The organism is Tistrella sp. (genome assembly GCF_002684955.1).
Lineage (GTDB): Bacteria > Pseudomonadota > Alphaproteobacteria > Tistrellales > Tistrellaceae > Tistrella > Tistrella mobilis.
The window spans coordinates 186,162-212,643 of record NZ_NYWI01000029.1; the positions used below are offsets into that span (position 1 = coordinate 186,162).

Genomic DNA, 26,482 nt, shown 5'->3' on the forward strand with positions numbered 1-26,482 from the left:
CTTTACAAAAGTATACGACGTGCATTTATATACGGCGACGAAGCCCGGGCGTCACCCGGATTCGCCACGCACCCCGCGAAGGCATCCCCCGATGAAGTTCACCATCGTCACCTACGGCACCGAGGGCGACACCCGCCCGCTGGCCGTGCTGGCGCGTGGGCTGATGGATGCCGGTCATCGGGTGCGGCTGCTTGCCGATGCGTCCACGCTGAGCAGCGCCTATGCGCTGGGCGTGCCGGCGACCGGGCTTTCGGGCGACATCCGTCAGGATCTGCAGCCTGGAGAGGTGCTGTCGGACCTGGTCGGCGATCCCGACGGTGTGGACGGCACGGCGCGCGCCGCGGCAAAAGTGGTGAACCCGCTGGTCGAAGGCTGGATGCGGCAGGTTCTGGCGGCTGCGGCCGGCAGCGACGCCATCCTGCCCTCGGCCCTTGCCGCCTTTGTCGGGCTGTCGGTGGCGGAATGCCTGAAAGTGCCGGCCATCGGCCTCGGGACCATTCCGCTGTCGCCGACATCGGCCTTTCCGTCGCCCTTCATCAGGCCCGGGCGGGTGTTCCGGCCGTTCAACCGCCTGAGCCACAGGCTGGTCAACGAGCGGTTCTGGCGAGGCTTTGCCGAGAGCACCAATGCCGCCCGCCGCAGGGTCTGCGGTCTGCCGCCCCGGCTCCACGCCTGGCGGGATCATCCGATGCTCTACGGCATTTCGCCGGGCCTGGTGCCCCGGCCGGGGGACTGGCCGGTCACGGCGCGGGTCTGCGGGCAATGGGTCCGGCCGGCAGCGGCCTGGACGCCGCCGCTGGCGCTCGAGGAATTTCTGTCGGCGGGGCCGCCGCCGGTCTATATCGGCTTCGGCAGCATGGCGGGCATCGATCCGCGGCTGCTGACCCGCGAGCTGTCGCGGCTCGCCCGTCGCCACCGCATCGTCTTCAGCCCGGGCTGGAGCCGCGTCGACCCCCGCGATCTGCCTGACGCCGTGTTCGTGATCGGCGAGGCGCCCCACGACCGGCTGTTTCCGCGGATGTCGGTGGTGATCCATCACGGCGGGGCAGGGACCAGCCATTCGGCGGTGCGGGCCGGCGTGCCCTCGGTGGTGGTGCCGTTTGCGGTCGACAATGCCTTCTGGGCCGATCGTCTGCGCCGGGCCGGCGTGGCGCCACCACCGGTGGATATCGCCCGGCTGGATGCCGACCGCCTGGACGCCGCCATCGCCGCCGCCGGCCGGCCCGAGATGCGCGCGCGCGCCGGGGCGCTGGCCGCAGCCATGACGGCCGAGGACGGCGTCGCCGATGCGGTCGCCGCGATCGAGGCCCTGGTCGCCGCCTGATCGACCCGGCGGCCTACATCCGTTCCTTGATGCCCCGCGACAGCAGCCACCAATTGACCGGATAGGCGGTGGCGAAACCCGCCAGCATGGCGATCTGCATCATGAACCAGAATTCCGGTGTCGCGACCTCCAGCTTCGTGCCCAGCCACTGCCGGAAGATCAGGAACTGGGCCAGGGCCATGAAGCCGTACATGCCGACCTGCCAGGCGGTGAGCGAAGCGGCATCGGCCTTCACCGCCTGGAGCAGCCCCTGAACCACGCCCAGCTGCCGCATCGGCTTGATGGTGAAATACTGGAAGGCCACGCCCAGAACGAAGGCGAACACGAAGTCGAGGATCCAGACCGCGAACATCTTCTCGGCGAAAAGGGTCTGTCAGCCGAACCAGGTGGCCACCACCGGCGCCGCCACCGCCAGCCATTCGGCGGCGAGATCGCCCAGGGCGCAGCCGCTGCCGCAATGGGCCGCCCCCTTGCCGACCATGGCCGGAAACGGGGTCTCGCGGCGATGGGGCGGGTCTTCGTTCCGCTTCATCGCGGCCATGGCGCGGTCACGCGTGGCCAGCCGGCCATAACGGCGATAGGCCCAGAGCGACAGGAAACTGCCGAACAGCGCCGTCACCGGCCAGACGACATTCATGATCCACATGTGCTGGGGGTGGCGCCACTCGTCGACGGCAATGGCGATCGCGACCAGCAGGCCGGTGGCGATCGACAGGATGGCGAGGATATGGAGCCAGGTGGGGATCATCGGACGCTTCCCGTGATGCGGACCAGGTACAGGGGCAACGGAAGGCGGGCCGATGGGTTCCGACACGCCCCGCTTCGCGGCAAACTGGTGGCTTATGCGTTGCCGGGTGTCGAGGGGGCGGAGGAGGGCTGATCCGGCCCCGGGGCCGTCGCGTCGTCCGGCAAGGCGGTGCGGCGGACCACCCGGTCCAGGCTGAGCCCCTGGACGACGATGGTGAACAGCACCACCGCATAGGCCGCGACCAGGATCACCGGCCGGTCGGGTGAGGCGGGGAGCGAGAGGGCGAGGGCGACCGAGATCCCGCCCCGCACCCCGCCCCAGGTCAGCACCGGGACGGTGCCGCGGGCGAAGCTTTTCCAGTGCGCCAGCACCGCGACCGGCAGGCCGACCGAGGCGAAGCGGGCCAGCAGGGCCAGGGGGATCGCGACCAGCCCGATCCAGGCGAGGTCCGGATCGAAGCCCAGCACCAGCACTTCCAGCCCGATCAGCAGGAACAGCACCGCGTTGAGCGTGTCGTCGACCAGCGTCCAGAAACCGAAGACATAGCGGCGGGTCTGGGCACTCATCGCGTCGGCGGCGCCGTGATTGCCGATCAGCACGCCGGCCACCACCACCGAAATCGGGCCGCTCATCTGCAGCATGTCGGCGAGGGCGTAGGTACCGGTGACGAGCGCGAGCGAGATCATCACCTCGATCGAATAGTCGTCGATGGCCCTGAGCGCCCGAAAGGCCAGGAAACCGGTGGCGAGACCGAGTGCTGCCCCGCCGCCCGCTTCCACCACCAGCAGCCGGAGGATGTGGGAGAGGCCGAAACCCTCCGACGGGCCGGTCGCGGCTTCGAGGGTGATGGTGAACAGCACCACGGCGATGCCGTCGTTGAACAGGGCCTCGCCGGTCATGTCGGTCTCGAGCGTTTCGGGCACGTCGACGGCCTTGAGGGTGGAGAGCACCGCCACCGGGTCGGTCGGGGCGATCAGCGCGCCGAAGACCAGGGCCCAGGCGAAGGCGATGTCGATACCGAGCGCCGCCGCCCCGGCCCACAACCCGCCCGCGATGATCAGCGTCGAGATGCCGACGCCGACCGTCGCCAGCACCCCGACCACCGGCGCCCGCCGGCGCAGCCGGCCGAGGTCCACATGCAGCGCACCTGCAAACAGCAGGAAGGCCAGCATGCCGTGCATCACCGCTTCATAGAAATCGATCTGACGGAGCCCCTGCGTCAGCGCGCCGTAGAGATGGGTTTCCGGGAAGAGCAGCTCGATCGCGATCAGCAGCAGCGAGGCGCCCAGCCCCATCACCAGCAGGCCGATATTCGCGGGCAGGCGGAAAATGCGGTGGTTCAGCCAGGCGAAGACGGCGGTGACGGTCAACAGGCTGGCGAGAAGCTGGAAGAGCGAGAGCACGTCGGCGGCTCCGGTGGTTTGGTTGGGGCAGACGCATCGGCAACCGGCCGTCCGCTTTCCTGTTCCGGGACAGATTGATGCGGAACCGATCGGCAGCTCGGCGCTTTCGAGACTGCAACCACTTGTTCGGCGGCAGGGGGCAAGGCTGCCGCCGGACGAAGAGGGCAGGGGCGCAATGCCGCAGATTTTCACCAAATCGGCCGATACACGGCTCAGGGCCGCGCTGCTTCTGGTCGCCCTTGCCGCCGTCGGCGCCGTTCTGTTCATCGGGGGATACATGGAGTCGAGCTATGCGACGCTGATCGGCTGGGTCCGGGACCAGCCGGTGCCGTTCAGCCACGAACATCATGTCGGCGGGCTGGGGATCGATTGTCGCTATTGCCACACGGCCGTGGAGACCAGCGAACATGCCGATCTGCCGCCGACCCATGTCTGCATGACCTGCCATTCCCAACTCTGGACCGGTGCGCCGGTGCTGGCGCCTGTGCGCGACAGCCTGGCCACGGGTCGGCCGATCGCCTGGCAGCGCGTCGCACGGCTGCCCGATTACGTCTATTTCAACCACGCGATCCATATCGACCGGGGGGTGCCCTGCGTCACCTGCCATGGCCGGGTCGACCGGATGCCGCTGACCGCAAGGGCCGAGCCCTTCCAGATGCGCTGGTGCCTGGACTGTCACCGCGATCCCGCCCCGCGGTTGAGACCGCCCGATCAGGTGACCCGGATGGACTGGTCCGAATGGGACGCCCACCCCGAACGCCATGCCCTGTATGGCGAGATGATGATCAAGGTCTATGGCATCGAGCCTGCGAAGCTCGACGATTGCGATGTCTGCCACCGGTGACACCCCGAAGACGGATGCGACGGATGCGGCGGCCCGGTTGAGGGGGCAGTTGCACGGCAAGACCGGCCGTGTGTTCTGGCGCAGCCTGGACGAGCTGACCGCGGCCCCCGGCTTCCGCGAGGCGGTGGCGACCGAGTTTCCCGGTTTCGCCCGGCTGATGCCCGAGGTAGACCGCCGATCGGTTCTGAAGGCCATGGCCGCCTCGCTGGCCCTTGCCGGCTTCACCGGCTGCGAGGGCGAGAGCGACGAGGCGGCGCTGCCCTATGTGAACGCGCCCGAATTCATGGTGCCGGGTGAGCCGCGCTGGTATGCGACGGCGGTGACGCTGTGCGGTTATGCCCAGCCGGTGCTGGGCAAGACCCATGTCGGCCGGCCGGTGAAGCTGGAGGGCAATCCCGACCATCCGGCGACCCGGGGCGGCACCGATCCGTTTCTGCAGGCCGCCCTGCTCGACCTCTATGACCCCGACCGGTCGGCCGCGCCGTTGCGGGACGGGCGGCCGGTGACCTGGGCAGAGGTCGACCGCGCGCTGGCGCGCCTCGTTTCACTGCTGGACGGGACCGGCGGGGAGGGCTTCCGCCTGCTGACCGGGACCGTCACTTCCCCGACACTGGCCCGGCAGATCGGGGCGATGCAGGCGCGCTGGCCGGGCGCGCGCTGGCATGTGTTCGAGCCGCTGGCCGAGGATGGCCCGCGCCGGGCGGCGGCGCTTGCCTTCGGCCGGCCGCTCGACCGCCAGCCGGCGCTGGAGGCGGCAGAGGTGGTCGTGGCGCTGGATGACGACCTGCTGGGGCCCGGGCCGCATCAGATCGTGACGGCGCGGCGCTGGGCGGAGCGGCGGCGGGACTTGCAGGCGGGGGCAGGCGACAGCCGGCTGATGGTGGCAGAGCCCGTGCCCTCGCTGACCGGCACCCGGGCCGATGCCCGGCTGGTGACGCCGGCGCGGCGGATCGGCCGTCTGGCGGTGACCATCGCCGCAGAACTGGGTGTGGGCGAGGTGCCGGCGACCGGGCCTGCGCTGACGGCCCGGGAAAGGGACTGGGCGATGCGTGCGGCCCGGGCGCTTGCCGCCGCGGGCCCGCGCGGGCTGTTCACGGTGGGGCCCCGCCATCCTGCGGAGGTGCAGGCCCTGGCCTTTCTGGTCAATGCCCGGACCGGCGCCCTGGGGCAGACGCTGCGCTTCACCGAACCGGTCGCGGCCCTGCCGCCCGCCGGGTCCACCTCCTTCGACCGGCCCACCTCCTTCGACCAACTGGTCGACGACATGGCGGCCGGGCGGGTGACGACATTGGCGGTACTGGGCGCCAATCCGGCCTATGCCGCCCCGGCCGGCAGCGGCTTCGGCGAGGCGGCGGCGCAGGTGGGCACCATCATTCATGCCGGGCTGCATGTCGACGAGACCGCCGCCATCGCCGGCTGGCATCTGCCGCTGGCCCACGAGCTGGAAAGCTGGAGCGATGCCCGGGCGGTGGACGGCACCGTCAGCATCATCCAGCCGCTGGTGCGGCCCTTCCATGACGTGCGTGGCCGGCACCGGGTGCTGGCCGGGTTGACCGGCATCCTGCCCGGCGGTGCCGAGCCGCCGGAGCGCGCCTGGGTGATGGAGACCTGGCGGCAGCGCTGGGGCGCGGCCTTCGAAGACCGCTGGCGGGCGGCCTTGCTCGCCGGTCTGGTCGAGGGCACGGCAGCACCGGAGGTGAGGCCCGATGCCGTGATCGACCCGCCGGCCGTGGCGGATGAACCGGTGGTCGACGGGTTGAGCGTGGTCTTCGGCCCCGACCCCACCATCTGGGACGGCCGCTTCGCCGACAATGCCTGGCTGCAGGAGACGCCGAAGCCCGCGAACAAGGTGACCTGGACCAATGTGATCGGGATCAGCCCGGCGCTTGCCGCGGCACGCGGGCTGAAGGGCGGCGATGTGGTGACGCTGTCCGCTGCGGGCCGCAGCCTGCAGGGCCCTGTCTGGATCACGCCCGGGCAGGAGGCCGATACGGTGTCGGTCACCTTCGGCTATGGCCGGCGCAAGGCCGGCCGGGTGGGGCAGGGGATCGGCTATGACGCCTTTGCCATCCGCCCGCACGGCGAAATCTGGCATGTGGAAGAAGCCCGGCTTCAGGCGACGGGCGCCAGCCGACGGATCGCGACCACCCAGGCCCATCAGGCGATGGACGGGTTCGATTTCGTCCGCACCGTGCCGCCCGATGCGCAGGACATTTCCCACCACCGCGCAACACCGGGACCGAAGGCGGCCGAAGCGGAACGGGCCCGGGCGCCGACCTTCTACCCCGTGCGGGAGAGCGGCGACGGCCCGTCCTGGGCGATGGCGATCGATCTGGACCTGTGCATCGGCTGCAATGCCTGCGTGGTCGCCTGTGTCGCCGAAAACAATGTCGCCATGGTGGGCGAGGATCTTGTCGCCGAAGGCCGGGAGATGCATTGGCTGCGGGTCGACCACTACCACGAGGGCGACCCCGCGGAGCCACGCGCCTATTTCCAGCCCGTCCCCTGCATGCACTGCGAACAGGCACCCTGCGAGATGGGCTGCCCGGTCAATGCCACGGTGCACAGTTCCGAGGGGTTGAACGTCCAGATCTACAACCGCTGCATCGGCACCCGCACCTGCTCGTCCTTCTGCCCCTATAAGGTCAGGCGGTTCAACTGGTTCGACTATACCGGCGACGATCCGGAAGAGCTGAGGGCGATGCGCAATCCCGACGTCACGGTGCGCGACCGCGGCGTGATGGAGAAGTGCACCTATTGCGTCCAGCGGATCAGCGATGCCCGGATCAAGGCCAAGATCGACGGCCGGCCGATCGGCGATGGCGAGGTGGTGACCGCCTGCCAGCAGGCCTGCCCCACCCGGGCGATCACCTTCGGCAACATCGCCGACCCCGGCGCCGAGGTGACCCGGCAGAAGACCGGACCCCGCAACTACGCCCTGCTGGAAGAGGCCAATACCTGGCCCCGCACCACCTATCTGGCCCGGATCGAGGAGCCTGATGAAACGGGACCGGGGGAGACGGCGCCGGGTGAGAGCAGGGAGGGCAGCGAGGGGGAGGGTGCGGGATGAGCGACACGACCGGCGGCGCCCGCAGCCCCTATGCGGCGGTGACGGCAGAGGTCACCGGCATCCCGCTGCACTATCCGGCGCCGCGGGCCTGGTGGATCTGCTTCGGCGTGGCGCTGCTGCTCTTCGCCACCTTCCTGGTGGCGGCGGGGGTGCTGTTTCTCTACGGCGTCGGGGTCTGGGGCAACAACATCCCGGTCAATTGGGGCCTCGCCATCGCCAATTACGTCTGGTTCCTGGGCATCGGCCATGCCGGCACCCTGATCTCGGCTCTGCTGCTGCTGCTCAACGCCCATTGGCGCAATTCGCTGAACCGCTTCGCCGAGGCGATGACCCTGTTCGCGGTGATCTGCGCCGGGCTTTACCCGATCCTGCATCTGGGCCGGCCCTGGCGGTTCTACTGGGTCTTTCCCTATCCCAACACCATGGAGGTCTGGCCGCAGTTCAAAAGCCCGCTGGCCTGGGATTTCTTCGCGGTGCTGACCTATCTGACGGTTTCGGTGGCCTTCTGGTATATCGGCATCGTGCCTGATCTGGCCGCCACCCGCGACCGGGCGCGCAAGCGTTGCCAGCAGGTGTTCTACGGCCTGCTGGCGCTGGGCTGGCGGGGCTCCGCCCGGCATTGGGCACGCTGGCGGCAGGCCTATCGGCTGACCGCCGCCATCGCCGTGCCGCTGGTGGTGTCGGTCCATTCCGAAATCTCGCTGCTCTTTGCCGCAGGGCCGATCCCCGGCTGGGCCTCCACGGTCTTCCCGCCCTATTTCGTGCTGGGCGCGGCCTTTTCGGGCTTTGCCGTGGTCTCGATGATCGCCGTGGTGCTGCGCCATGCGCTCGGGCTCGGCAATCTGGTCCGGCCGCGGCATCTGGACCTGCTGGGCAAACTGCTGCTCGCGACCGGCATGATGACCGCCTATGGCTACTGTGCCGAGGTGTTCGACGTGCTCTATTCCGGCCGCGAACACGAAATCCGCACCCTGACCGATCGGCTGACCGGCGCCTATGCCTGGAGCTATTGGGGCGCCGTGATCGGCAATTTCGTGCCGCTGCAGCTGCTCTGGTTCCGCCGCCTGCGCAGCAGCCCGACCGCGCTGTTCCTGATCGGCCTGTCGGTCGCGATCGGCATGTGGTTCGAGCGCTACATGCTGCTGGTCAGCTCGCTCTATCGCGACTGGCTGGTCTCGTCCTGGGGCGAATACCACGCGAGTTTCTGGGAATGGGCCCTGTTCGCCGGCATGCTCGGCGTCTTTCTGGTGCCCTTCCTGCTGTTCGTCCGCGCCCTGCCGGTGATTTCGGCCTTCGAGGTGAACGAGGCCGCGCTGGAAGAAAAGGAGGCGCGCCGGAATGCGTGAACCCGCCCCCGTCGGCAATGTCTTCGGCATGATCGCGCAGTTCGACGATCCCGACCGGCTGAAGGACGGCATCCGCCGCCTGCGCGACCAGGGCTATCGGCGGATGGAGGCCCATACCCCGTTCCCGATCGAGGGGCTGGCCGAGATGCTGGACTTCCGGGACAACCGCATCGCCTGGGCCACCCTTGCCGGCGGCGTGCTGGGGGCCGCCACGGGCTATGGCATGCAGGTCTATACCAATCTCGACTATGTGATCGATATCGGCGGCCGGCCGCTGATCTCGAACCCGGCCTTCATGCTGATCACCTTCGAGCTGATGGTGCTGTTTGCGGTGCTGGCGGGGATCGGCGCCATGCTGCTGCTCAACCGCCTGCCGCGGCTGCATCATCCGCTGTTCGACGTGCCCGCCTTCCACATGGCCAGCACCGACCGGTTCTTTCTGGTGGTCTATGCCGATGACGACCGCTTCGACCCGGCAGCCACCCGGGCTGCGCTGGAGGCGCTGACGCCGATCGGCATCGAGGATGTGCTGCAGGGGGAGGCGCCGGAATGAAACGCCTGGTCCTGCTGGCGGCCGCGCTTGCCCTTCTGCCCTCGTGCGACGAGATGAGCTACCAGCCGCGCTATGATTCCTACGAGCCGAGCGGGTTGTTCGCCGACGGCAAATCCCGCCAGGCGCCGCCGGCCGGCACCATGGCGCGGGGCGACGAGGTGCCGCTTGCGGCCCTGAACACCCGGCCAGAGATGAGCATGGAGCTGCTCGCCCGCGGCCGGGAGCGGTACGAAATCTACTGCACACCCTGCCACGACCAGGCCGGCTATGGCCGGGGTATCGTGCCGGCGCGCGGCTTCCCCGAGCCGCCGAGCTTTCATATCGCCCGGCTGCGGGGGGCGCCCGACAGCCATGTGGTCGACGTCATCACCCGCGGCCATGGGGTGATGTTTTCCTATGCCGACCGGGTCGCTCCGGCCGATCGCTGGGCGATCGCGGCCTATATCCGGGCGCTGCAACTCAGCCAGGATGCGCCGGCCGGACTGCTGGACGACCAGGATCTGGCCCGTCTGGCGGAGGGGGTGCCATGACACCCACTCCCAGCACCACCCCTGCCTCCAACACGACCCCCGCCCCCAACACGACCCGCGCGGCCAGAGGCCGGATCCGCGGCCCCTGGATACTGGCCCTGGCCCTGATCCTCGTCTCCCTCGGCTGGATGATCGCAGAGCCGGCGGTGCTGGCCGGCTGGCTCGCCGCCTTGGCCTTCTGGTCGGGGCTGCCGCTGGGCGCGCTGGTGCTGGTCATGATGATCCGGATCATCCCGGGCAGCTGGCGCCAGGAATTGAGCGGGCCGGGAGAGGCGATGCTGCTGCTGTTGCCGCTGATGGTGCTTGCCGCCCTGCCGCTGCTGATCATGCCCGGTGCGGTCTATCCCTGGGTGTCGGGGCCCGAGCGGACCGGTTTCCGCACCCTCTATCTCACCCCCTGGTTCTTCGCCCTGCGGACGGTGATCTTTCTGGCGGTGGTGGCCGGCTTTGCGGCCCTGCTGCTGCTTGCCCGGCGCCGGCCGGTCGCCATACCGGCCGGCGGGCTGATCCTCGTCACCCTGCTGCACACCATGTTCGCGGTCGACTGGCTGATGTCGCTGGAGCCGGGATTTCATTCCTCGGGTTTCGGGCTCTATGTGCTGTCGATCCAGGCCGCCTCGGTGCTGGCGGTGGCGATCCTGATCCGGTTGCGCAGGGGCGGCGGCTCGGCGCGGCCGGGTATTCTGGGCGGGCTGCTGCTCTCGGCCCTGCTGCTCTGGATCTATTTCGCCTTCATGCAGTACTTCATCAGCTGGTCCGATGATCTGCCCGACAGCGTGCTCTGGTATCGGCATCGCGCGGGCGGGATCTGGACGGTGGTGATCTGGATGGTCGCGGCGTTGAGCTTCGTGCCCGCCCTTCTGCTTCTGTTTCCGCCGGTCCGCCACCATCGACGCTGGCTGACCGGGCTTGCGATCGCAGTGCTGGCCGGCCGGATGCTGGAAATGGTCTGGCTGGTGCTGCCGGTCACGGCGGGACGGGCGGGGGCGCCGGCGACGTCGATCTTTGCGGTTACGGGACTGAGCCTTGGAGGTCTGGGCCTGCTGGCGGGGCTGTCGCTGCCGGCGCTGCTGGAACGGGCCGCGCGGCTCCGTGCGCGGCGCAGCCGGGAGGGCCGACCATGACCGCCACCCACCGTAACCGCCGGGACGACCAGGGCTTCGAGCCACAGGACGTACCCGCCCGCGGCGTGGTGCGTGCCGTGATCGGGCTCTTCGCCGGGATTGCACTCTCGGCGGCGCTGGTGGCCGTGCTCGTGGTGCTGCTGACCCCCAGGCTGGGGCCGGAACAGACGCAGGCGATCGGCGATACCCGGCCGGGCCCCGCGGGACCGCGCCTTCAGGTCGATCCGCGCCGCGAACGTGCGGCGGTGGAAGCTGCGGCCGCGGCAAAGCTTCAGGGCTATCGCTGGATCGACGGCCCCGGCCGGCGGGCGCATATCCCGATCGACCGGGCGATGCAGATTCTGGCGGCCCGCGGCTGGCCCGCCCATCCCACCCATCCAGCTCACCCCGCGCCAGACCGGGGGCAGGGGGAAGGGATGACGCCATGATCCGCCTTGCCGCCATTCTGCTGACCCTGATCCTCGCCGCCCTGCCGGCCGGCGCCCAGGCCCCCTTCGACCCCTTCGACCGGGCGGGTATCGATCCGAAGCCCGGGGCGAGTGTCCCGCTGGATCTGGCCTTCCGCGACCAGACCGGCGCGCGCGTCACCCTGGGCGAGCTGGGCGGGGGCCGGCCGATCCTGCTGGCGCCGGTGCTGCACGACTGTCCGAACATCTGCGGTGTGACCATGGCCGGCCTGGCCCGCGCCATTCAGGCGCAGGACTACACCGCCGGCCGGGACTTTGCGGTGGTCGCCTTCGGCATCGACCCGCATGAGGGGCCGGAGACCGCCCGGGCCAGTCTGGACGAGCTGACGCAGGGCTTCCCGGATCTCGGCCATGGCGCCATGGCGGCCGTGACCGGCCAGGCCGCCCAGATCCGGACCGTGACCGATGCGCTGGGCTTCCGCTATGCCTGGGACGAGAGTATCGGGCAATACGCCCATGTCGCCGCCGTGGCGGTGCTGACGGCCGATGGTCGTCTGGCCCGCTGGCTTTATGGTGTGGCGCCGGAGCCGACCGATCTGTCGCTGGCCCTGACCGAGGCCGGGGAGGGGCGGCTCGGCGACTGGGGCGATCAGCTGCTGCTGCTCTGCTATCACTATGATCCGAAGACCGGCCGCTATGGCTCGCTGGTCTCGTGGGCGCTCAGGATCGGCGGCAGCGCCACGGTTCTGGCGGGGGCGGGGCTGATCGGCCTTGCGGTGCTGCGCGAACGGCGCCGGCGGAGCGGGGGGCCGCGCTCATGACCGCCTCCCTTGCCCCCTGGATCACCGAGGCATCGGCCCATGCGGCCGAAATCGACCGGCTGGCCCTGGCCTTCAGCCTGTTGATCGCGGCCCTGTCGATGCCGGTCTTCCTGCTGCTGGTGGTGTTCGCCATCCGCTATCGCCGCGGCCGCAAGGTCGATCGCCGCCATGCCCCCGACCGGAATGTCTGGCTGGAGACCTCTTGGGCGCTGATCCCCTTCCTTCTGATCCTGATCTTCTACGTCTGGTCGACCAGCAGCTATATCGACCTCTACGAGCCCCCTGACGACGCGCTGGAAATCAACCTGGTGGCCAAGCAGTGGATGTGGAAATTCCAGCATCCGGGCGGTCAGCGAGAGATCGACGAGCTGCACGTGCCGGCGGGGACGCCGGTGCGGCTCAACATGGCATCGCAGGACGTGATCCACAGCCTTTATGTGCCGGCGCTCCGCCTGAAGCGCGATGTGGTGCCGGGGCGCTATACCAGCCTGTGGTTCACCGCCGACCGCCCCGGAACCTATCGGCTGACCTGCGCCGAATTCTGCGGCACCGATCATTCCACCATGGGCGGCCGGCTGGTGGTGATGCGCCCGGCCGATTATGCCCGCTGGCTGGCAGAATCGGATCTTGACCTCTCCCTTGCCGAACAGGGGGCGCAGCTGTTCCGCACGCTGGGCTGCAGCGGCTGCCACGGGCCGGGTTCGACGGTTCATGCGCCGCCGCTCGACGGGCTCTATGGCAGCCCCGTACCGCTGGATGACGGCCGGGTGATCACCGCCGACGACCGCTATATCCGCGACTCGATCCTGCTGCCGCAATCCGAGATCGCCGCCGGCTATCCGCGGATCATGCCGACCTTCCGCAACCTGCTCGACGAAGAGCAGGTGATGAAGCTGGTGGCCTATATCAAGTCGCTGCGGCGCCAGGGCTGGAAGGACGGACCATGACCGGAGCGACCGAGACCGCGACCACCGCGACCACGACCGAACGGGCAAGCTATCTGGGGGCGGGGCACACGCTGCGCTCGTGGCTGTTCACCACCGATCACAAGCGGATCGCGATCCTCTACATGATCTCGGTCACCCTGTTCTTTTTCGTGGGCGGGGCGGCCGCGGCCCTGGTCCGCGCCGATCTGCTGACGCCCGAGGGCGATCTCCTGAGCAATGAGGGCTATAACCGGGCCTTCACGCTGCACGGCGTGATCATGGTCTGGTTCTTCCTGATCCCGTCCATTCCCAACACCTTCGGCAATTTCCTGCTGCCGCTGATGATCGGCGCGCGCGATCTGGCTTTCCCGCGGCTGAACCTGATCAGCTGGTACATCTACATGCTGGGCGGGCTGTTCACACTGGTGGTGCTGATCACCGGCGGGGTCGATACCGGCTGGACCTTCTACACGCCGCTGTCGTCGATGTTCGCCAACGGCAATGTCGTGCTGGTGGCGGTGGCGGTGTTCATCGTCGGCTTTTCCTCGATTCTGACCGGGCTCAATTTCATCGTCACCGTCCACAAGCTGCGGGCGCCGGGCATGACCTGGGGGCGGCTCAGGCTGTTCGTCTGGTCGCATTATGCGACCTCGATCATCCTGGTGCTGGCGACGCCGGTGCTGTCGATCGCCCTGGTGCTGATCGCGGCCGAACGGCTGTTCGGGTTGGGCGTGTTCGATCCGGCGCTGGGGGGCGACCCGCTGCTGTTTCAGCACCTGTTCTGGTTCTACAGCCACCCGGCGGTCTACATCATGGTTCTGCCGGCCATGGGGGTGGTGAGCGAGCTGGTCGCCGCCACCGCGCGCAAGCCGGTCTTCGGCTACTGGTTCGTCGCCGGATCGTCCATGGCGATCGCGATCATCGGCTTTCTGGTCTGGGGCCATCACATGTTCGTGGCCGGCCAGTCGATGTATGCAAGCGCGGTGTTTTCCTTCCTCAGCATCGTGGTCGCGGTGCCGTCGGCGATCAAGGTCTACAACTGGACGGCGACACTCTACAAAGGCCATATCGCGCTCGATCCGCCCTTCTTCTTTGCGGCCGGCTTCATCGGCCTGTTCGTTCTGGGCGGATTGACCGGGCTGATCCTGGCCATGCTGGCGATAGACGTGCATCTCCACGATACTTATTTCGTGGTGGCGCATTTCCACTACATCATGGTCGGCGGCACGGTCTCGGCCTATTTCGGCGCGCTGCATTTCTGGTGGCCCAAGATCACCGGCCGGATCTATCCCCGGCTCTGGGGCACGCTGTCGGCCGTGTTCATCTTCCTGGGGTTCAACCTCACCTTCTTCCCGCAATTCATCCTGGGCTATCTGGGCATGCCACGGCGCTACCACAGCTATGACCCGGCCTTTCAGGTGCTGCACATCATGTCGACCACCGGTGCCTCTATCCTGGCGGTCGCCTATGTCATGCCCTTCGCCTATCTGTTCTGGTCGCTGCGCTATGGCCGGCCCGCGGGCCCCAACCCCTGGGGCGTGACCGGGCTGGAATGGACGGTCGCCTCGCCGCCGCCCAAGCACAATTTCTACCCGCCGCCTGTGGTCTCGGAAGGCCCCTATGACGGCTATGAGGTGGAGATGAAGGGGGCGAAACATGGCTGAGAACGTCCGGCTGCACGACCCCTATGCCCGGCCCGCCCAGCAGCGCACCGCCGATCTGATGGGCATGTTCGTCTTCCTCGGCACCGAGATCATGCTGTTCGGCGGGCTGTTCGCGGCGATCTATGTGGTTCGCGGCCTGCACCCGCACGAGGTGGTGGAAGCCTCAAAGCGCCTGCATCTGTTCATCGGGGCCGCCAATACCGCCATTCTGCTGACCTCCAGCCTGGCGGTCGCCGTGGCGGTGCGGGCGGCGCGGGCCGGGCGGGTGCGGCTCGGCTGGATGCTGCTTCTGGGCGCGGCTTTGACCGGGCTTCTGTTCCTGGGCGTCAAGGGCATGGAATGGGGGATGGAGGCAGAGGAAGGGCTGCTGCCGTTCAGGGGGATGTCGGACGGCCTGTCGGGCCCGGCAGGCCGGCTGTTCATGAACCTCTACATGATCGCGACCGGGCTGCATGCGATCCATGTCAGCATCGGCGTGGTGCTGCTTGCGGGCCTTGCCCTCAGGATCGGCCTCGGCCGCCTGCAGCTGCCGGAACGGGCGGTGGTGGTGGAGGTCGCGGGCCTCTACTGGCATCTGGTCGACGTGATCTGGGTCTTCCTCTATCCCGCGCTCTATCTGATACGGTGAGAATGATGACCGGTATCGGACGGCTGATCCTGATCTGGGCGGCGCTGCTGGTGCTGCTGGCGGCCACGGTGGCGGCAAGTGCCGTTCTGCACGGCGCGGCCAGCCTGACCGCCAGCCTGCTGATCGCGGCGATCAAGGTGGGACTGATCTTCTGGTTCTTCATGCATCTGGGCGAAGAGGCGGGGCTCGTCAGGGTGATGGCGCTGGGCGCCATCGCCTGGCTCGGCATCCTCTTCGCGCTGTCGGGCGCCGACTACGCCACCCGCGGCTGGTGGTGAGTGATCATTGCGCCGATGCGGGAAGGGCAGGTTTGGGTTTCGCCAGCCATTCGCGACCACGCAGCATCGCTTTCCAGTACATCCAGGGCAGCATCCGTTCTTTCAGCAGCCAGGCGAGGTGGCTGGGCCGGCGGCCGTCGATCAGCCAGTTCGGGAAGCTCGGCAGCAATTTGCCGCCATAGCCGAATTCGGCGAGCACGATCCGGCCGCGCTCCACGGTCAGCGGGCAGGATCCGTAGCCGTCATAAACCGCGTCGACCCCCGAAATCAGGCCCAGATCGCGCAGCAGATTGTGGGCCACCACCGGCGCCTGCTTGCGGGCGGCGGCCGCCGTCTTGGCATTGGGTGCGTTGCAGACGTCGCCCAGGCCATAGACGCCGTCATACTGCCGGTGCCGCAGGCTCGACGGGTCGACATCGACCCAGCCGTCCGCATCGGCAAGCGGCGAGACCTTCACGAAATCGGGCGCGCATTGCGGCGGCACGACATGGATCATGTCGAAACCGCGCTCCACCGTGCTGGTCTGCCCCGCGGCATCGGTGCGGGTGAACCAGGCGGTGCGGGCGGGCCCGTCGATGCGGGTCAGCCTTTCCTGGAAGCGGAGATGAATGCCGTAGCGCTCTACATAGGACATCAGCGCCGGCACATAGTCTTTCACGCCGAACAGCACCGCCCCGGCGGTGCAGAAATTGATGTCGATCCCTGAGAGCACACCCTGCCGGCGCCAGTGGTCGGCGGACAGATACATCGCCTTCTGGGGTGCGCCCGCGCATTTGATCGGCATCGGCGGCTGGGTGAAGATCGCCCGACCGCTCTTCATGCCCTGGACCAGCTCCCAGGTGTAAGGGGCCAGATCATAGCGGTAATTCGAGGTGACGCCGTTGCGGCCCAGCGTCTCGGCCAGGCCCGGAATGGCGGTCCAGTCCAGCTTGAGGCCGGGGGCGACGACCAGCGCCCGCCAGGTGATCACCCGGCAGCCATCCAGGATGACGGCCCTGGCATTGGGTTCAAAGGCCGCCACCGCCGCCTTGATCCAGGTGACGCCCGGCGGGATCAGCGAGGCCATCGTCCGGGCGGTGGTGCGGGCATCGAACACGCCGCCGCCGACCATGGTCCAGCCCGGCTGATAGTAGTGGATATCGGCCGGATCGATGATCGCGATGTCGAGATCGGGCTTGCGGGCCTTCAGGCTGGATGCGGCGGCGATACCCGCGGCGCCACCGCCGACGATGACCACGTCATGGTGGAGGCTGGTGCCGTCCACCGGCGTGCGGCCGCCATTGGCGATCCGGCGGGCGACGCCGGTCATGTCGTAACCGGCCGCTTTTGCGGCGGCGATGATTTCGGGCAGCGGCCGGCCGCGTGCGGCTTCGGCCAGCGACCAGAGCGTGGCCGAGCGCGTGCCCGAGCGGCAATAGGCGAGCACGGGCCGCGGCAGGCGGTCGATCAGCCCGGCAAAGGCGCCGGCCTGGTCATCCGTCACCTTGCCCGAGGCGACGGGCAGAAAGGCGGCCTCGATCCCGGCAGCCTGTGCGGCCTGGCGGATTTCCTCGAAAACCGGCTGATCAGGGCCTTCGCCGTCGGGCCGGTTGCAGATGACTGCGCGAAAGCCGGCGGCGGCCAGATCGGCCATGTCTTCCGGATGGATCTGGGGCGCGACCGAGACTGTCGGCGACAGGGCGTGCGTGCGGGGCATGGGATGGCTACTCCCGTCGGGAGGGCCGGTATCAGCTGGCGGTTGCGGGCAGGCATGCATCATCGCATGCGGCCCCGATCGTCACGACCGGCCTGTGATGTGTAACCCTTGATTGAGAATGGAGTCGGGCCAAACCGCACACGGTGTGACCCGGACGGCGTGATCAGCCGGTGGCCGGGGACGGGACCATGGGGGTTTCCTCCTGTTCTTGATATGTCTGCGCCTGAGAGGGCCGTGCGTCAGATGCCGAGGCCAAAGGCAGCAGCGTTGCGATAGAGCATGTAGAGGGCGACCACGAAGACGAGACCCGCGAAGATGCGGTTCAGCACGGCTTTACGGGTGGCCAGGCGGCAGGCGAGCTGCATGCCGAGATAGCCGCCGGCCAGGCCGCCGACGATGTATTCGGCCGCAATCGGCCAGTCGACCAGGCCCGAGGCTGCGTAACTGGCGGCGGTGGTAAGGCCGAGCGCACCCACCGCCAGCAGGGACGAGCCCACCGCGTAGAGCATCGGCATACCGGTCGAGAAGATCAGGCCGGGCACGATCAGAAAACCGCCGCCGATCCCGAAGAAGCCCGACAGCAGCCCGACACAGGCGGCGGCCAGGATGACCAGCGGCAGGCGCCGGGGTTCATGAGCGCCGCTTGCGCCACCGCCACTGCCGCGGCGCAGCATCAGCACACCTACCGCCATCATCAGCAGGGCGAAAAGGAAAAGCAGACGCTGGCCATCGACATCCTTGCCGATCCACGACCCGATGGCGGCACCGCCGACACCGATGGCGGCAAACAACCCGGCATCGCGCCAGCGGACATTGCCGGCCCGGGCGTGACCGGCAAAATTGGCGAAGGCATTGAACGAGACCGCGAGCGCGCCGGTGCCGATCGCCGCATGGGGCGGCAGGCCCACGACATAGAGCAGCAGCGGCGTCGCCATGATCGAGCCGCCGCCGCCGATCAGGCCCAGCGTGAAGCCGACGAGACCGCCGGAGGCGACGGCGAGGACTGATTGCAGCACCATCATGAGTCGGGTTCCCTTTCGCCCGCGTGGCGTAACCCGGATGGTCGCGGGGCGCGGGTCTGCCCGGCGGCCGTTGTCTATGGCTTTGCCTTCAGCGCCTTACCGCTCCCCCACCACGGCGAAAGTCGCAGCCGGCGTCAGGCGTCGCGTGGGTGTGGCAGGTCTGGCAGAGGCGGTGGTCGCTGGAACCGCAGCCGGTATGGGGGCAGCTTCGGCGCCACCGAAGCCCTGCCGCAGCAGGCCCAGAAGCTGCTCGGCATGGCCGGGCGTGACACGATAGAAGATCGTCCGCCCCACTCGCCGGCCGGTGATCAGCCCGGCCTCGCGCAGCTCCCCCAGATACTGCGACAGGCTGGGCTGGCGGATGCCCAGGGCTTCCTCTATTCCGCCGACCGCACATTCGCCCTCCATCAGAAAGAAGGCGACACGCAGCCGGGCCGGATGGGCCAGCACCCGCAGCCGGGCGGCGCCTTCGGTGACGGCTTTGGGATCCAGGCTCATCCGCAGTCTCCGGTCGGGCTGTCGGGCAGTGGGCCGGTGCGGAAATACCAGTCGGTTCCGGGCGCCTGGCGGTCGAAAAGGGTGTCGGGCGAGATGTCGACCGGCAGGATCACGTCGTCGCCGGGCATCCAGCCCTCGGGGGTGGCGACATCATGGGCGTCGGCGGCCCGGAGGGCGGCGACCAGGCGCAGCAGCTCTGCGACATTGCGGCCGGTGGTCATCGGATACCAGCTGATGGCGCGGATGATACCCATCGGATCGATCACAAAGGCCGCACGCACCATCGAGGCATCGGGTGCGTTGGGGGCGATCATCCCATAGGCGCGGGCGATGGCCATCGACGGGTCTTCGACGATCGGGAAGGGGATCTTCACCCCGAACTGGTCGTGGATGCTGCGGATCCAGGCGACATGCGAGAACAGGCTGTCGACCGACAGCGCCAGCAGATCGCAGTCCAGGGCCGCAAATCGGTCGGCTGCCCGGGCGAAGGCGATGAATTCGCTGGTGCAGACGGGGGTGAAGTCGGCGGGGTGGGAGAACAGCAGCAGCCAGCGCCCCCGATAATCGGCGATCGCCCGGTCGCCCATCGTCGTCCGCGCCCGGAATTCGGGGGCCGGATCGTGAAGCAGGGGCGGTCCCTGGCGGATGATGGGCTGGTCGATCATCCCGTCTCCTCGCAGCTCGGCATTTCATATTCTATGAAATGGTATATCGATAGAATATGAAAATGCCAAGTATGAGTCCAGGCAGGATTTTTTCCGGCCGGGGTCGGGTCAACGCAGGGGTAGGGCGACGCTCTGCTTCACCGTCTGGCTGGGGACATCGGTCTTGATGTTGCGCACGCCCTTCACCCGGCTGAGGTGATTGGCCTGGAAGCGGCGGTAATCGTCCAGATCGGCGGCGACAACCCGCAGCAGGGCGTCGCAATCACCCAGCATGATGTAGCACTCGACCACCTCGGGAAATTCGCGCACCGCGGCGATGAAGCGGTCGATGGTTTCGGCGTCCTGCGCCTCCAGCCAGATCCGGGCGAAGAGCGACAGCGGCAGGCCGATCTTCGCCGGGTCGACCACGGCGGCGTAGCGACGGATGATGCCGGCCTCTTCCAGCAGCCGCACCCGGCGCAGGCAGGGAGAGGGCGACAGCCCCACCTCGCGCGCCAGTTCCACATTCTGCATCCGGCCGTCGCGCTGCAGGGCACGCAGGATCCGCTTGTCGATCTCGTCCAGTTTTATCGGCATGTGACCGGCTTTCGGCACCAAAAATTGGCATCTGATGCCAAGTATCGGCTGCTGGCTGGCATCTTCGCAACCCGATTGCCGGGCAGCGCGGCTATCGTCTGACGATGAACCTCCGGTGGTGGAGGCGGGGCAGGTGGGGGTGCGGATGGGCTGGGAATGGATGGCCTCGGTGGTGGTCTTCGCGATCGCGATGTCGGCGACGCCCGGACCGAACAACACCATGCTGACCGCGTCGGGGGCCAATTGGGGCTTCCTGCGCAGCTTGCCGCATATGGCCGGGATCAGCCTGGGGGTGACCGTCATCCTGGCGGCCGTCGGTGCCTTCGGCTCGCCGCTGGTTGCGGCACCCGGGGTACATGACGTGCTGAAATGGGTGGGCATCTGCTATCTGCTCTGGTTGGCCTGGAAGATCGCGACGGCCCGGCCCGCGCCGGAGGGCACGCCCGCAGGCAGCGGCGGGCGCGGCCGGCCGCTCAATAGTCTGGAAGCCGCCGCCTTCCAGCTGGTGAACCCGAAATTCTGGGTGATCGCGGCCAGTGCCATGGTCACCTATGTGGGCGAGGGCGAAGGGGCGGGCGGCACGCTGCTGCCGGCGATCACCCTGGCTCTGGTCTTCGGCATCGTCACCTTTCCCTGCTCGGTGCTGTGGACCCTGGTCGGCGTGGGGGCCGGCCGGCTGCTGCGCACGGCCCGGGCACTTCGGACCTTCAACATCGTCATGGCGGCCCTGCTGGTCGCCTCGCTGATCCCGATCGTTCTGGAGTAGGGCAGGGCCGGTCGACGGCGGTTTGCAGGACAGCGGGGCAGGATTGACGCCGGTCGCGGATCGTGGATGAAATCTGCAGTCTGAACCAAGCCGTCCGCTGTCCGGTGTCCCCTTGCTCAAGCTCGCCTTCCTTCTTATCGGTCCGGATGCATTCCGAACGCGATGGTATTCTCTCGCCGGTGCCGGCGCCTTCCTGCTCGCCATCGCTGCCGCGTTGATGGCGGGCCTGTCTCCCACGCTGACCATTGCAACCTATCTGGCGCTTGGCCTCGCATTTCTGGGCTCGGGCCTGCTGATGGCGGTGGTCGCCGTCGCCTCGTCGGGGCCGCGCCGCTGGCTGGCCCTGGCCCGGCCGATGATGGCGATCCTGGCCGGGCTGCTGATCCTGGGCACGGCCTTCGAAACCGGCTGGCTGCTGTCGACGGCTTTTGCGATCGCCTTCATCCTGGACGGGGCGTTCCGCATCCTGATGACCCTGCTCACCCGTTTTACCGGCTGGGTGACCTCGATCGCCTGCGGCATCGCCGAACTGATCCTGGCGGTGATGATGCTGGCGGGCTGGCCGTTTTCCGGAGCGTGGAACGTGGCGTTCTGCATCGGCCTGTTCATCGGCCTGTCGGGCTGGCTGCTGATCCGGCTGGGCCTGCTGCTGCGCGGGCTGGAGGACGAGGCCGCGATCCTGCTGCTCCCGGTCTTCTCGGGGCGCGGCTGGTATGATCATGCCCCGGTATTGATCGGCGAGGCGCCGCCGCGCGGCCCTGACGATCCGCCGATGGTGGTGCGTATCTGGATGCCGGCGGGGCCGGAGCGGACCCGGGCGGGCCGGCCGGTGATCGATCGCTATCTGGGGGCGCAGGATGACGAGGGGGTGTTCTCGGGCGGCCATGCCTCTCTGGAGCTGGCGCCGGACCTTTATATCAGCCATTGGCCTGCGACCGATTTCGACCTGAACGGGCGGGGGCTGATGACCGTGTTCAGTTCGCGCGCTGACAATGACATGGCCGGAAGTTTTCAGCGCAGTTACGAGGAAGAGGCTGCCGACTGGCGACCGGCCGATCTCAGGATCGAGGTCCACCGTTTCAACCCGCGGCGGCTGAAGGCCTTCTGGGCCGGCTATAAGCAGGATGCCACCTACAACATCACCAACCGCAACTGTTCGGTGGTGGTGGCGGCCGGGCTGGACGCGGCACTGGAAGGCGTACTGGCCGGGCGTCACCCCTGGCTGCGCCTGCTGGGGCTGATGATCGACCCTGATCTCTGGGTGGCGGCGATGATCCGCACCCGGGCCTCTTCGATGACCTGGACGCCGGGGCTGGTGCTGGACTATGTCCGCATCCTGGTCCGGATCGTGGAGCGGCGGGATGTGTCCTGGGGGCAGCGGTTCCGCGGCTTCCTTGGGCGGGTCGATGGTGAGATCACCGATAGGGGAGCGCCGGCGGCATGACCGGAACCGAGGCGACCGCGCCCGAAGACGGCGCGACCGAAGATGAGGGCACCCCGCGGGGCAATCTGCTGTCGCGGGCGGCGGTCATCGCCACCGCGACCATGTTCGGCCTGACCTATTCACTCAGCGCGGCGCTGATCGCGCTCGACCTCGACCGGCGGGATCTGGATCCGGCCGCGATCGGGGCGAATGCGGCGATGCATGCGTTGGGCGTGCTGGCCATGGCCTTCCTGCTGCCGCGGGTGGTGCCGCGTCTCGGCATCCGTCGCATGGTCATCCTGTCGCTGGTGCTGGCGGCGGTGGTGCTGGTGCTGTTTCCGGCGACGCCGGTCTGGGTGTGGTTCGTGCTCCGCCTGCTGCTCGGAGCCTCGTCCGAAACCCTGTTCGTGCTCTCGGAAACCTGGACCAATGCGCTCGCCACCGAACGCACCCGTGCGCAGGCCATGGCGATCTACACCGCGGCACTCTCGGTCGGTTTTGCGGCCGGCCCGGCCATCCTGGCGGCGATCGGCTCGGAAGGCGCGACCGCCTATATCGTCGGTGCGGCGATCGCGGCCGGTGCGGCGCTGTTCGTCGCGGCCCCCAAAGTGAGGGCGCCGGCCTTCGAACACCCGGTGAAGAAAAGCCCGCTCTACTTCATGCGGCTCGCCCCGGTCGCGATCGCGGCGATCATGCTGAATGCGGCGCTCGAAACCTCGGGCCTGTCTTTCCTCGCGCTTTATGCCGGCAATCTGGGCTGGAGCGAGAGCGGGGCCACGGGGCTCATGTCGGTGATGATGGTCGGCGCCATCCTGCTGCAACTGCCGATCGGCTGGATCGGCGACCGCATGGACCGGATGATGCTGGTTCGGATTCTGGCGGTCGTCGCGGGGCTGGGCGCCCTGGTCTGGCCGCTGGCGCTGGGCCACCAGATCGTGACCTGGGTGCTGCTGTTCGTCTGGGGCGGTGCCTTCGTCGGCGTCTATACCATCATGCTCGCCGTGGTCGGCAGCCGCTTCAAGGGCGGCGACCTGGTCGGCATCTATGCGGCGATGGGGCTGATGTGGGGCGTGGGCGCGCTGCTTGGGCCGGTACTTGCCGGGGCGGCCATGGATGCCACCCGCCACGGCCTCGCCTTCTTCGCGGCGGCCGCCTGCTTCGCCTTCGTGGCGGCAAGCCTGATCAGGCCCCGGGCGGCCTGATCAGGGAGGGGGCTCACCCGATCCGGTGGCCAGCGGCGCTGAGCGCTGCAATCACCCGCTCCCGGTCGGCCGCCTGGACCAGCAGATAGTCGGTATCGAAAGTCGAGACCAGGAAGATGCCGATCCCGTCGGCCGCCAGCGGCTGCAGAACCGCGGCGGCGATGCCGGTCTCATCGAAGGCGAAGGGGCCCTGGAATTTGAAGCAGGACCAGGCCCGGTCTGCCCTGACATCATCGGGCACCCGCTCGGCGAGGCACACCACCGACAGCTCGTCGGCGGTGCGCGAAATCGAGACGAAGCCCGGCCCGTCGGCCCAGCCCGGAATGGGGGCAAGGGGATCGAGCCGGGCGACGGCGTAGGTTCCGGACAGAGGAATAAGGGCAATCTGCTTCATGATCGGGAACTTTCTGCAGGGTGGCCACGCCTGACGGCCCAGCCGCAAGGTATCAGGCGAGTATGTCTTCTCGCCGTCATAACCCCTGAAGTCACCTTCCGATCATGAAAGCCACCGGATGACTGGCCGACTCTTTGGGGCATGTCGGCTGTCTCTGCCGTGTCGCCCGGCGATCAGAAAACTGAACGATCTTATCCCCTTACATTTCGGGCGTTTTTCATCGTATAGCCGTTATGCATCAACTTACTGATTGAAATATGTTAAAAAATATAACTTTGTGTTGCGTTTTGCTTCGAGTGGGGCCATTAATTTAAAATGTCTTCACGTGAAAACGTGATTAATTGATACACGAAAAGTTCCGGACATTGTCCGGCTGTGCCTCCAAGTCCAGTGGCATGCAGGTCAGGCCGAATCTCTTATCTGCCAATGGGTTACAAAATAAAGGAGCTTGGCGGCACGATAGAGGCGGCCGCGCTGCGTGCGCAAAAATCGCCGCAACGCCAACTTTGTTCCGTACTCAAGGTGAATCAACACCAACAGCCTCCCGCACAGTATGTCCCGGCGAAAGGTGAGGCAAACCCAAAGGTGAATAATGTCATCCAATGTCTATGTCTCGGCCGACATCGCGGTGCCGATCGACCTGCAATTAACCAATTGCGGGCCCGATGAATTCCCGGCGCACCTCATGTCCCATAAGATAAAATCGCGGGTGACAAAGGCGAAGATTATGGAGATTGAACGCCATACCCACAGATACGCTGTGCTGGATGTTGCCTTTTTTCTAAGTGGAATCTATGCGGCGTCGTTTGGAGTAATGGTGCGCGGGCATCAAATTGGAAGTGGTATCTGGTGGCGCTCCAGAACCGCAAGCACCACTCTCAATTGGGTCGGAGGTCATCGTTGCCACGATATCCGAGTCCAGATCGGGGCCAACGCGTTCGATTTTTCGATGGTTGAAGATCAAAAATGGGGCAGGTTTAGCGATTATATGATTAAAATCAGGAGCAGTAAGTGATGGGTAGCAACCTGTATATCACAAATCACTCCTCGCTGGGTTTGAGTGTTGAGCTCGTCAGGCAAGGGCCGGTCCACAGCTTCGATCATAAAGTGGAACTGGCCACAAATTTTGTCAATGCCGGTCGGAAACGCGCCAAGGTGGTTCATATCGACCGCAGTCTGATTTTCGTCGGCGGCGATGCGATTGAGACCTTCGAGATTCAGATGCGCATTCACGGGAGGTTCGTCGGCGCTGTGGTCATCATGCTCGACGGCCGCAGCCAACCCTGGAAGAATGAGATGTTCTGGGCGCTGCGAAGCGCCGGCGCAGCGCTCACCAGATTCGTTAACGACAAATCAACTCAAACGTTACCTTATCAAACCTTTGGTTTCGACGTGACCGCCACAATTGCGGGAGAGCCGCATGGTCTCGGCTTCTATGACATCGTTGTGACGTTCGAGGCGGTCGCAATGAAGCCTCGCGACATCGATATCGATCTCTCGCTGAAATCACTCACCGGCACTGAGCAAGACTATCAGCTGTCAATGACAAGAGGGCATTTTGCTCTTGAGTCGGTGAACGGGCAACTCTCTGAGATTCAAACGAGTATGATCGTCCAGGACGGCGCCCATGTACGTTTGAAAGCGCAAACCCTTCCCGGTGCGCTATTAACCATAGCCACCAGCAGCGGCATCCTGAGCGAAATCCCAGTCGATCAGGTCGGCCAGGAGCCGCTGACTTTGACGGTTCATGCCGCCCCTTTGGCACGTATAAATACCCACACAAGGCCGACCATCACGCCGATCACCCTTGTCTCGGATCCTGTATCCACGCTGCCGCCTGGTGGAACCTCGCCAATTCCAGCCGATTACACTTATGAGCAATGGATTGACCTGTCGAAGCCTGATCATCGGCAATGGGCTATAGATACGTTCGGCGGTATGTTGGCTTATGTTGCCGAAAATAGACAATACCTTTGGAATGGTTTCGCCATCTTTGACCCCAACACCGGGGGCATCAATCCGCGCGTGGTCACTGCCCGGGTCGTGAGTGTCCGAGGCGTGCCACGTGTCGTCTTCGCCGGGTATCACAGAAATTTCAACACGGTGTTCAATCGCGGCTTTTTTGGCGCCGGCAACAATAAGTTCATCGCCCTGTTCAATGGCTATGGAACGCTTGCAGGCGCGAAGGAGGCGGTCTCCGCAGGTATTGTCCCGGAAGTACCGTCAATGATCCTGTTCGGGGTATCCGTTGCCCATAAAATCTATTCATCCCTCAGTGAAGAGGACGTATCCGCTGGGCAATTGCTCTCGATTCCGATTGGAGAATATCTTCAGAATCAAGTAACCAATGGTATCGCCGTCGCGCTGACGTCAGGCGTCATGTATATGCTCTGGGGCAGCCCAAGACAGGCACGAGGCCCTCGTGTCCCGGTCGTTGTTCTCGTCGCAATCAACTATGCCTCCAACTTCTTGGCGACGTATATCGTCGATTATGTGACCTCCTGGGAGGACTGAATTCATCACGGGTGGCGTCAGGAGCGGAGGCGTGATGGTGAGGCGCTGAGAGCAGGCGCG

General features: G+C 66.8%; 25 protein-coding genes and 1 pseudogene. 18 read left to right on the forward strand and 8 right to left on the reverse strand.

What is annotated here, in order from left to right; all coding sequences use genetic code 11:
* Positions 1-91 precede the first annotated feature (91 nt).
* Positions 92-1,324, forward strand: coding sequence for a glycosyltransferase (locus CMO28_RS07840; protein WP_296712086.1), 1,233 nt, complete (start codon positions 92-94; stop codon positions 1,322-1,324).
* Positions 1,325-1,337: 13 nt separating this feature from the next.
* Here CMO28_RS07840 and CMO28_RS29915 read toward each other — a convergent pair.
* Both CMO28_RS29915 and CMO28_RS07855 read right to left on the reverse strand, forming a co-directional pair.
* Positions 1,338-2,072 (reverse strand): annotated as a pseudogene (locus CMO28_RS29915) (DUF4396 domain-containing protein).
* A 92-nt stretch (positions 2,073-2,164) separates the two neighbouring features.
* Positions 2,165-3,475 carry a cation:proton antiporter gene (locus tag CMO28_RS07855; RefSeq protein ID WP_296712095.1) on the reverse strand — a complete coding sequence of 437 codons (1,311 nt, stop codon included), beginning with the start codon at positions 3,473-3,475 and terminating at the stop codon, positions 2,165-2,167.
* A gap of 175 nt (positions 3,476-3,650) precedes the next feature.
* On the opposite strand from CMO28_RS07855, the gene CMO28_RS07860 reads away from it, so the two are divergent.
* The 12 genes from CMO28_RS07860 to CMO28_RS07915 are packed head-to-tail and all read left to right on the forward strand — an operon-like array spanning position 3,651 to position 15,666.
* Positions 3,651-4,319, forward strand: a complete 669-nt coding sequence (locus CMO28_RS07860) for a cytochrome c3 family protein (protein ID WP_062767832.1) — start codon at positions 3,651-3,653, stop codon at positions 4,317-4,319.
* Positions 4,303-7,389 (forward strand): TAT-variant-translocated molybdopterin oxidoreductase, encoded by a 3,087-nt coding sequence (locus CMO28_RS07865; RefSeq protein WP_296712098.1) that lies wholly within the window; start codon positions 4,303-4,305, stop codon positions 7,387-7,389. The genes CMO28_RS07860 and CMO28_RS07865 overlap by 17 nt, the downstream gene beginning before the upstream one ends.
* On the forward strand, positions 7,386-8,735 hold the full coding sequence (gene nrfD / locus CMO28_RS07870; protein WP_296712101.1) for an NrfD/PsrC family molybdoenzyme membrane anchor subunit: 1,350 nt from the start codon (positions 7,386-7,388) through the stop codon (positions 8,733-8,735). Before CMO28_RS07865 ends, nrfD begins: the two co-directional genes overlap by 4 nt.
* Positions 8,728-9,288 (forward strand): DUF3341 domain-containing protein, encoded by a 561-nt coding sequence (locus CMO28_RS07875; RefSeq protein ID WP_296712103.1) that lies wholly within the window; start codon positions 8,728-8,730, stop codon positions 9,286-9,288. The genes nrfD and CMO28_RS07875 overlap by 8 nt, the downstream gene beginning before the upstream one ends.
* A complete protein-coding gene (locus tag CMO28_RS07880) occupies positions 9,285-9,818 on the forward strand; it encodes a c-type cytochrome (protein ID WP_296712105.1) in 534 nt (177 codons plus the stop codon). The genes CMO28_RS07875 and CMO28_RS07880 overlap by 4 nt, the downstream gene beginning before the upstream one ends.
* Complete coding sequence (locus CMO28_RS07885) at positions 9,815-10,942, forward strand: hypothetical protein (RefSeq protein WP_296712108.1); 1,128 nt, start codon at positions 9,815-9,817, stop codon at positions 10,940-10,942. Before CMO28_RS07880 ends, CMO28_RS07885 begins: the two co-directional genes overlap by 4 nt.
* A complete protein-coding gene (locus CMO28_RS07890; protein WP_296712111.1) occupies positions 10,939-11,370 on the forward strand; it encodes a hypothetical protein in 432 nt (143 codons plus the stop codon). Before CMO28_RS07885 ends, CMO28_RS07890 begins: the two co-directional genes overlap by 4 nt.
* A complete protein-coding gene (locus tag CMO28_RS07895; protein ID WP_296712113.1) occupies positions 11,367-12,170 on the forward strand; it encodes an SCO family protein in 804 nt (267 codons plus the stop codon). Before CMO28_RS07890 ends, CMO28_RS07895 begins: the two co-directional genes overlap by 4 nt.
* On the forward strand, positions 12,167-13,117 hold the full coding sequence (gene coxB, locus CMO28_RS07900) for a cytochrome c oxidase subunit II (protein ID WP_296712116.1): 951 nt from the start codon (positions 12,167-12,169) through the stop codon (positions 13,115-13,117). The genes CMO28_RS07895 and coxB overlap by 4 nt, the downstream gene beginning before the upstream one ends.
* Complete coding sequence (locus CMO28_RS07905; protein WP_296712119.1) at positions 13,114-14,760, forward strand: cytochrome c oxidase subunit I; 1,647 nt, start codon at positions 13,114-13,116, stop codon at positions 14,758-14,760. Before coxB ends, CMO28_RS07905 begins: the two co-directional genes overlap by 4 nt.
* A complete protein-coding gene (locus tag CMO28_RS07910) occupies positions 14,753-15,388 on the forward strand; it encodes a cytochrome c oxidase subunit 3 (protein ID WP_296712121.1) in 636 nt (211 codons plus the stop codon). Before CMO28_RS07905 ends, CMO28_RS07910 begins: the two co-directional genes overlap by 8 nt.
* Before the next feature lie 2 nt (positions 15,389-15,390).
* Entirely contained in the window at positions 15,391-15,666 is a 276-nt protein-coding gene (locus CMO28_RS07915; protein WP_296712122.1) for a cytochrome C oxidase subunit IV family protein, read from the forward strand.
* Between the two features lie 4 nt (positions 15,667-15,670).
* Here CMO28_RS07915 and CMO28_RS07920 read toward each other — a convergent pair whose 3' ends face one another.
* The 5 genes from CMO28_RS07920 to CMO28_RS07940 form a co-directional block, all read right to left on the reverse strand.
* Positions 15,671-17,362: a bifunctional protein tyrosine phosphatase family protein/NAD(P)/FAD-dependent oxidoreductase gene (locus tag CMO28_RS07920; protein ID WP_296712126.1), complete on the reverse strand. Its 1,692-nt coding sequence runs from the start codon at positions 17,360-17,362 to the stop codon at positions 15,671-15,673.
* A gap of 239 nt (positions 17,363-17,601) precedes the next feature.
* Positions 17,602-18,384 carry a sulfite exporter TauE/SafE family protein gene (locus tag CMO28_RS07925; RefSeq protein ID WP_296712129.1) on the reverse strand — a complete coding sequence of 261 codons (783 nt, stop codon included), beginning with the start codon at positions 18,382-18,384 and terminating at the stop codon, positions 17,602-17,604.
* Positions 18,385-18,480: 96 nt separating this feature from the next.
* Positions 18,481-18,882 carry an ArsR/SmtB family transcription factor gene (locus CMO28_RS07930; RefSeq protein ID WP_296712133.1) on the reverse strand — a complete coding sequence of 134 codons (402 nt, stop codon included), beginning with the start codon at positions 18,880-18,882 and terminating at the stop codon, positions 18,481-18,483.
* Complete coding sequence (locus CMO28_RS07935) at positions 18,879-19,547, reverse strand: peroxiredoxin (protein ID WP_296712135.1); 669 nt, start codon at positions 19,545-19,547, stop codon at positions 18,879-18,881. The genes CMO28_RS07930 and CMO28_RS07935 overlap by 4 nt, the downstream gene beginning before the upstream one ends.
* Before the next feature lie 108 nt (positions 19,548-19,655).
* Entirely contained in the window at positions 19,656-20,123 is a 468-nt protein-coding gene (locus tag CMO28_RS07940) for an Lrp/AsnC family transcriptional regulator (RefSeq protein ID WP_014745004.1), read from the reverse strand.
* Positions 20,124-20,238: 115 nt separating this feature from the next.
* Here CMO28_RS07940 and CMO28_RS07945 point away from each other — a divergent pair, with 115 nt between their 5' ends.
* From CMO28_RS07945 to CMO28_RS07955, 3 genes are all read left to right on the forward strand, one after another.
* Complete coding sequence (locus tag CMO28_RS07945) at positions 20,239-20,889, forward strand: LysE family translocator (protein WP_296712139.1); 651 nt, start codon at positions 20,239-20,241, stop codon at positions 20,887-20,889.
* Positions 20,890-21,106: 217 nt separating this feature from the next.
* Positions 21,107-22,333, forward strand: coding sequence for an HdeD family acid-resistance protein (locus CMO28_RS07950; RefSeq protein ID WP_296712142.1), 1,227 nt, complete (start codon positions 21,107-21,109; stop codon positions 22,331-22,333).
* Positions 22,330-23,514, forward strand: coding sequence for an MFS transporter (locus tag CMO28_RS07955; RefSeq protein ID WP_296712145.1), 1,185 nt, complete (start codon positions 22,330-22,332; stop codon positions 23,512-23,514). Before CMO28_RS07950 ends, CMO28_RS07955 begins: the two co-directional genes overlap by 4 nt.
* Before the next feature lie 13 nt (positions 23,515-23,527).
* Here CMO28_RS07955 and CMO28_RS07960 read toward each other — a convergent pair whose 3' ends face one another.
* A complete protein-coding gene (locus tag CMO28_RS07960; protein ID WP_296712148.1) occupies positions 23,528-23,908 on the reverse strand; it encodes an ACT domain-containing protein in 381 nt (126 codons plus the stop codon).
* 592 nt (positions 23,909-24,500) lie between these two features.
* On the opposite strand from CMO28_RS07960, the gene CMO28_RS07965 reads away from it, so the two are divergent.
* Positions 24,501-24,923 (forward strand): hypothetical protein, encoded by a 423-nt coding sequence (locus CMO28_RS07965; protein WP_296712151.1) that lies wholly within the window; start codon positions 24,501-24,503, stop codon positions 24,921-24,923.
* Positions 24,923-26,422, forward strand: a complete 1,500-nt coding sequence (locus CMO28_RS07970; protein ID WP_296712153.1) for a hypothetical protein — start codon at positions 24,923-24,925, stop codon at positions 26,420-26,422. The genes CMO28_RS07965 and CMO28_RS07970 overlap by 1 nt, the downstream gene beginning before the upstream one ends.
* Positions 26,423-26,482: the final 60 nt, after the last annotated feature.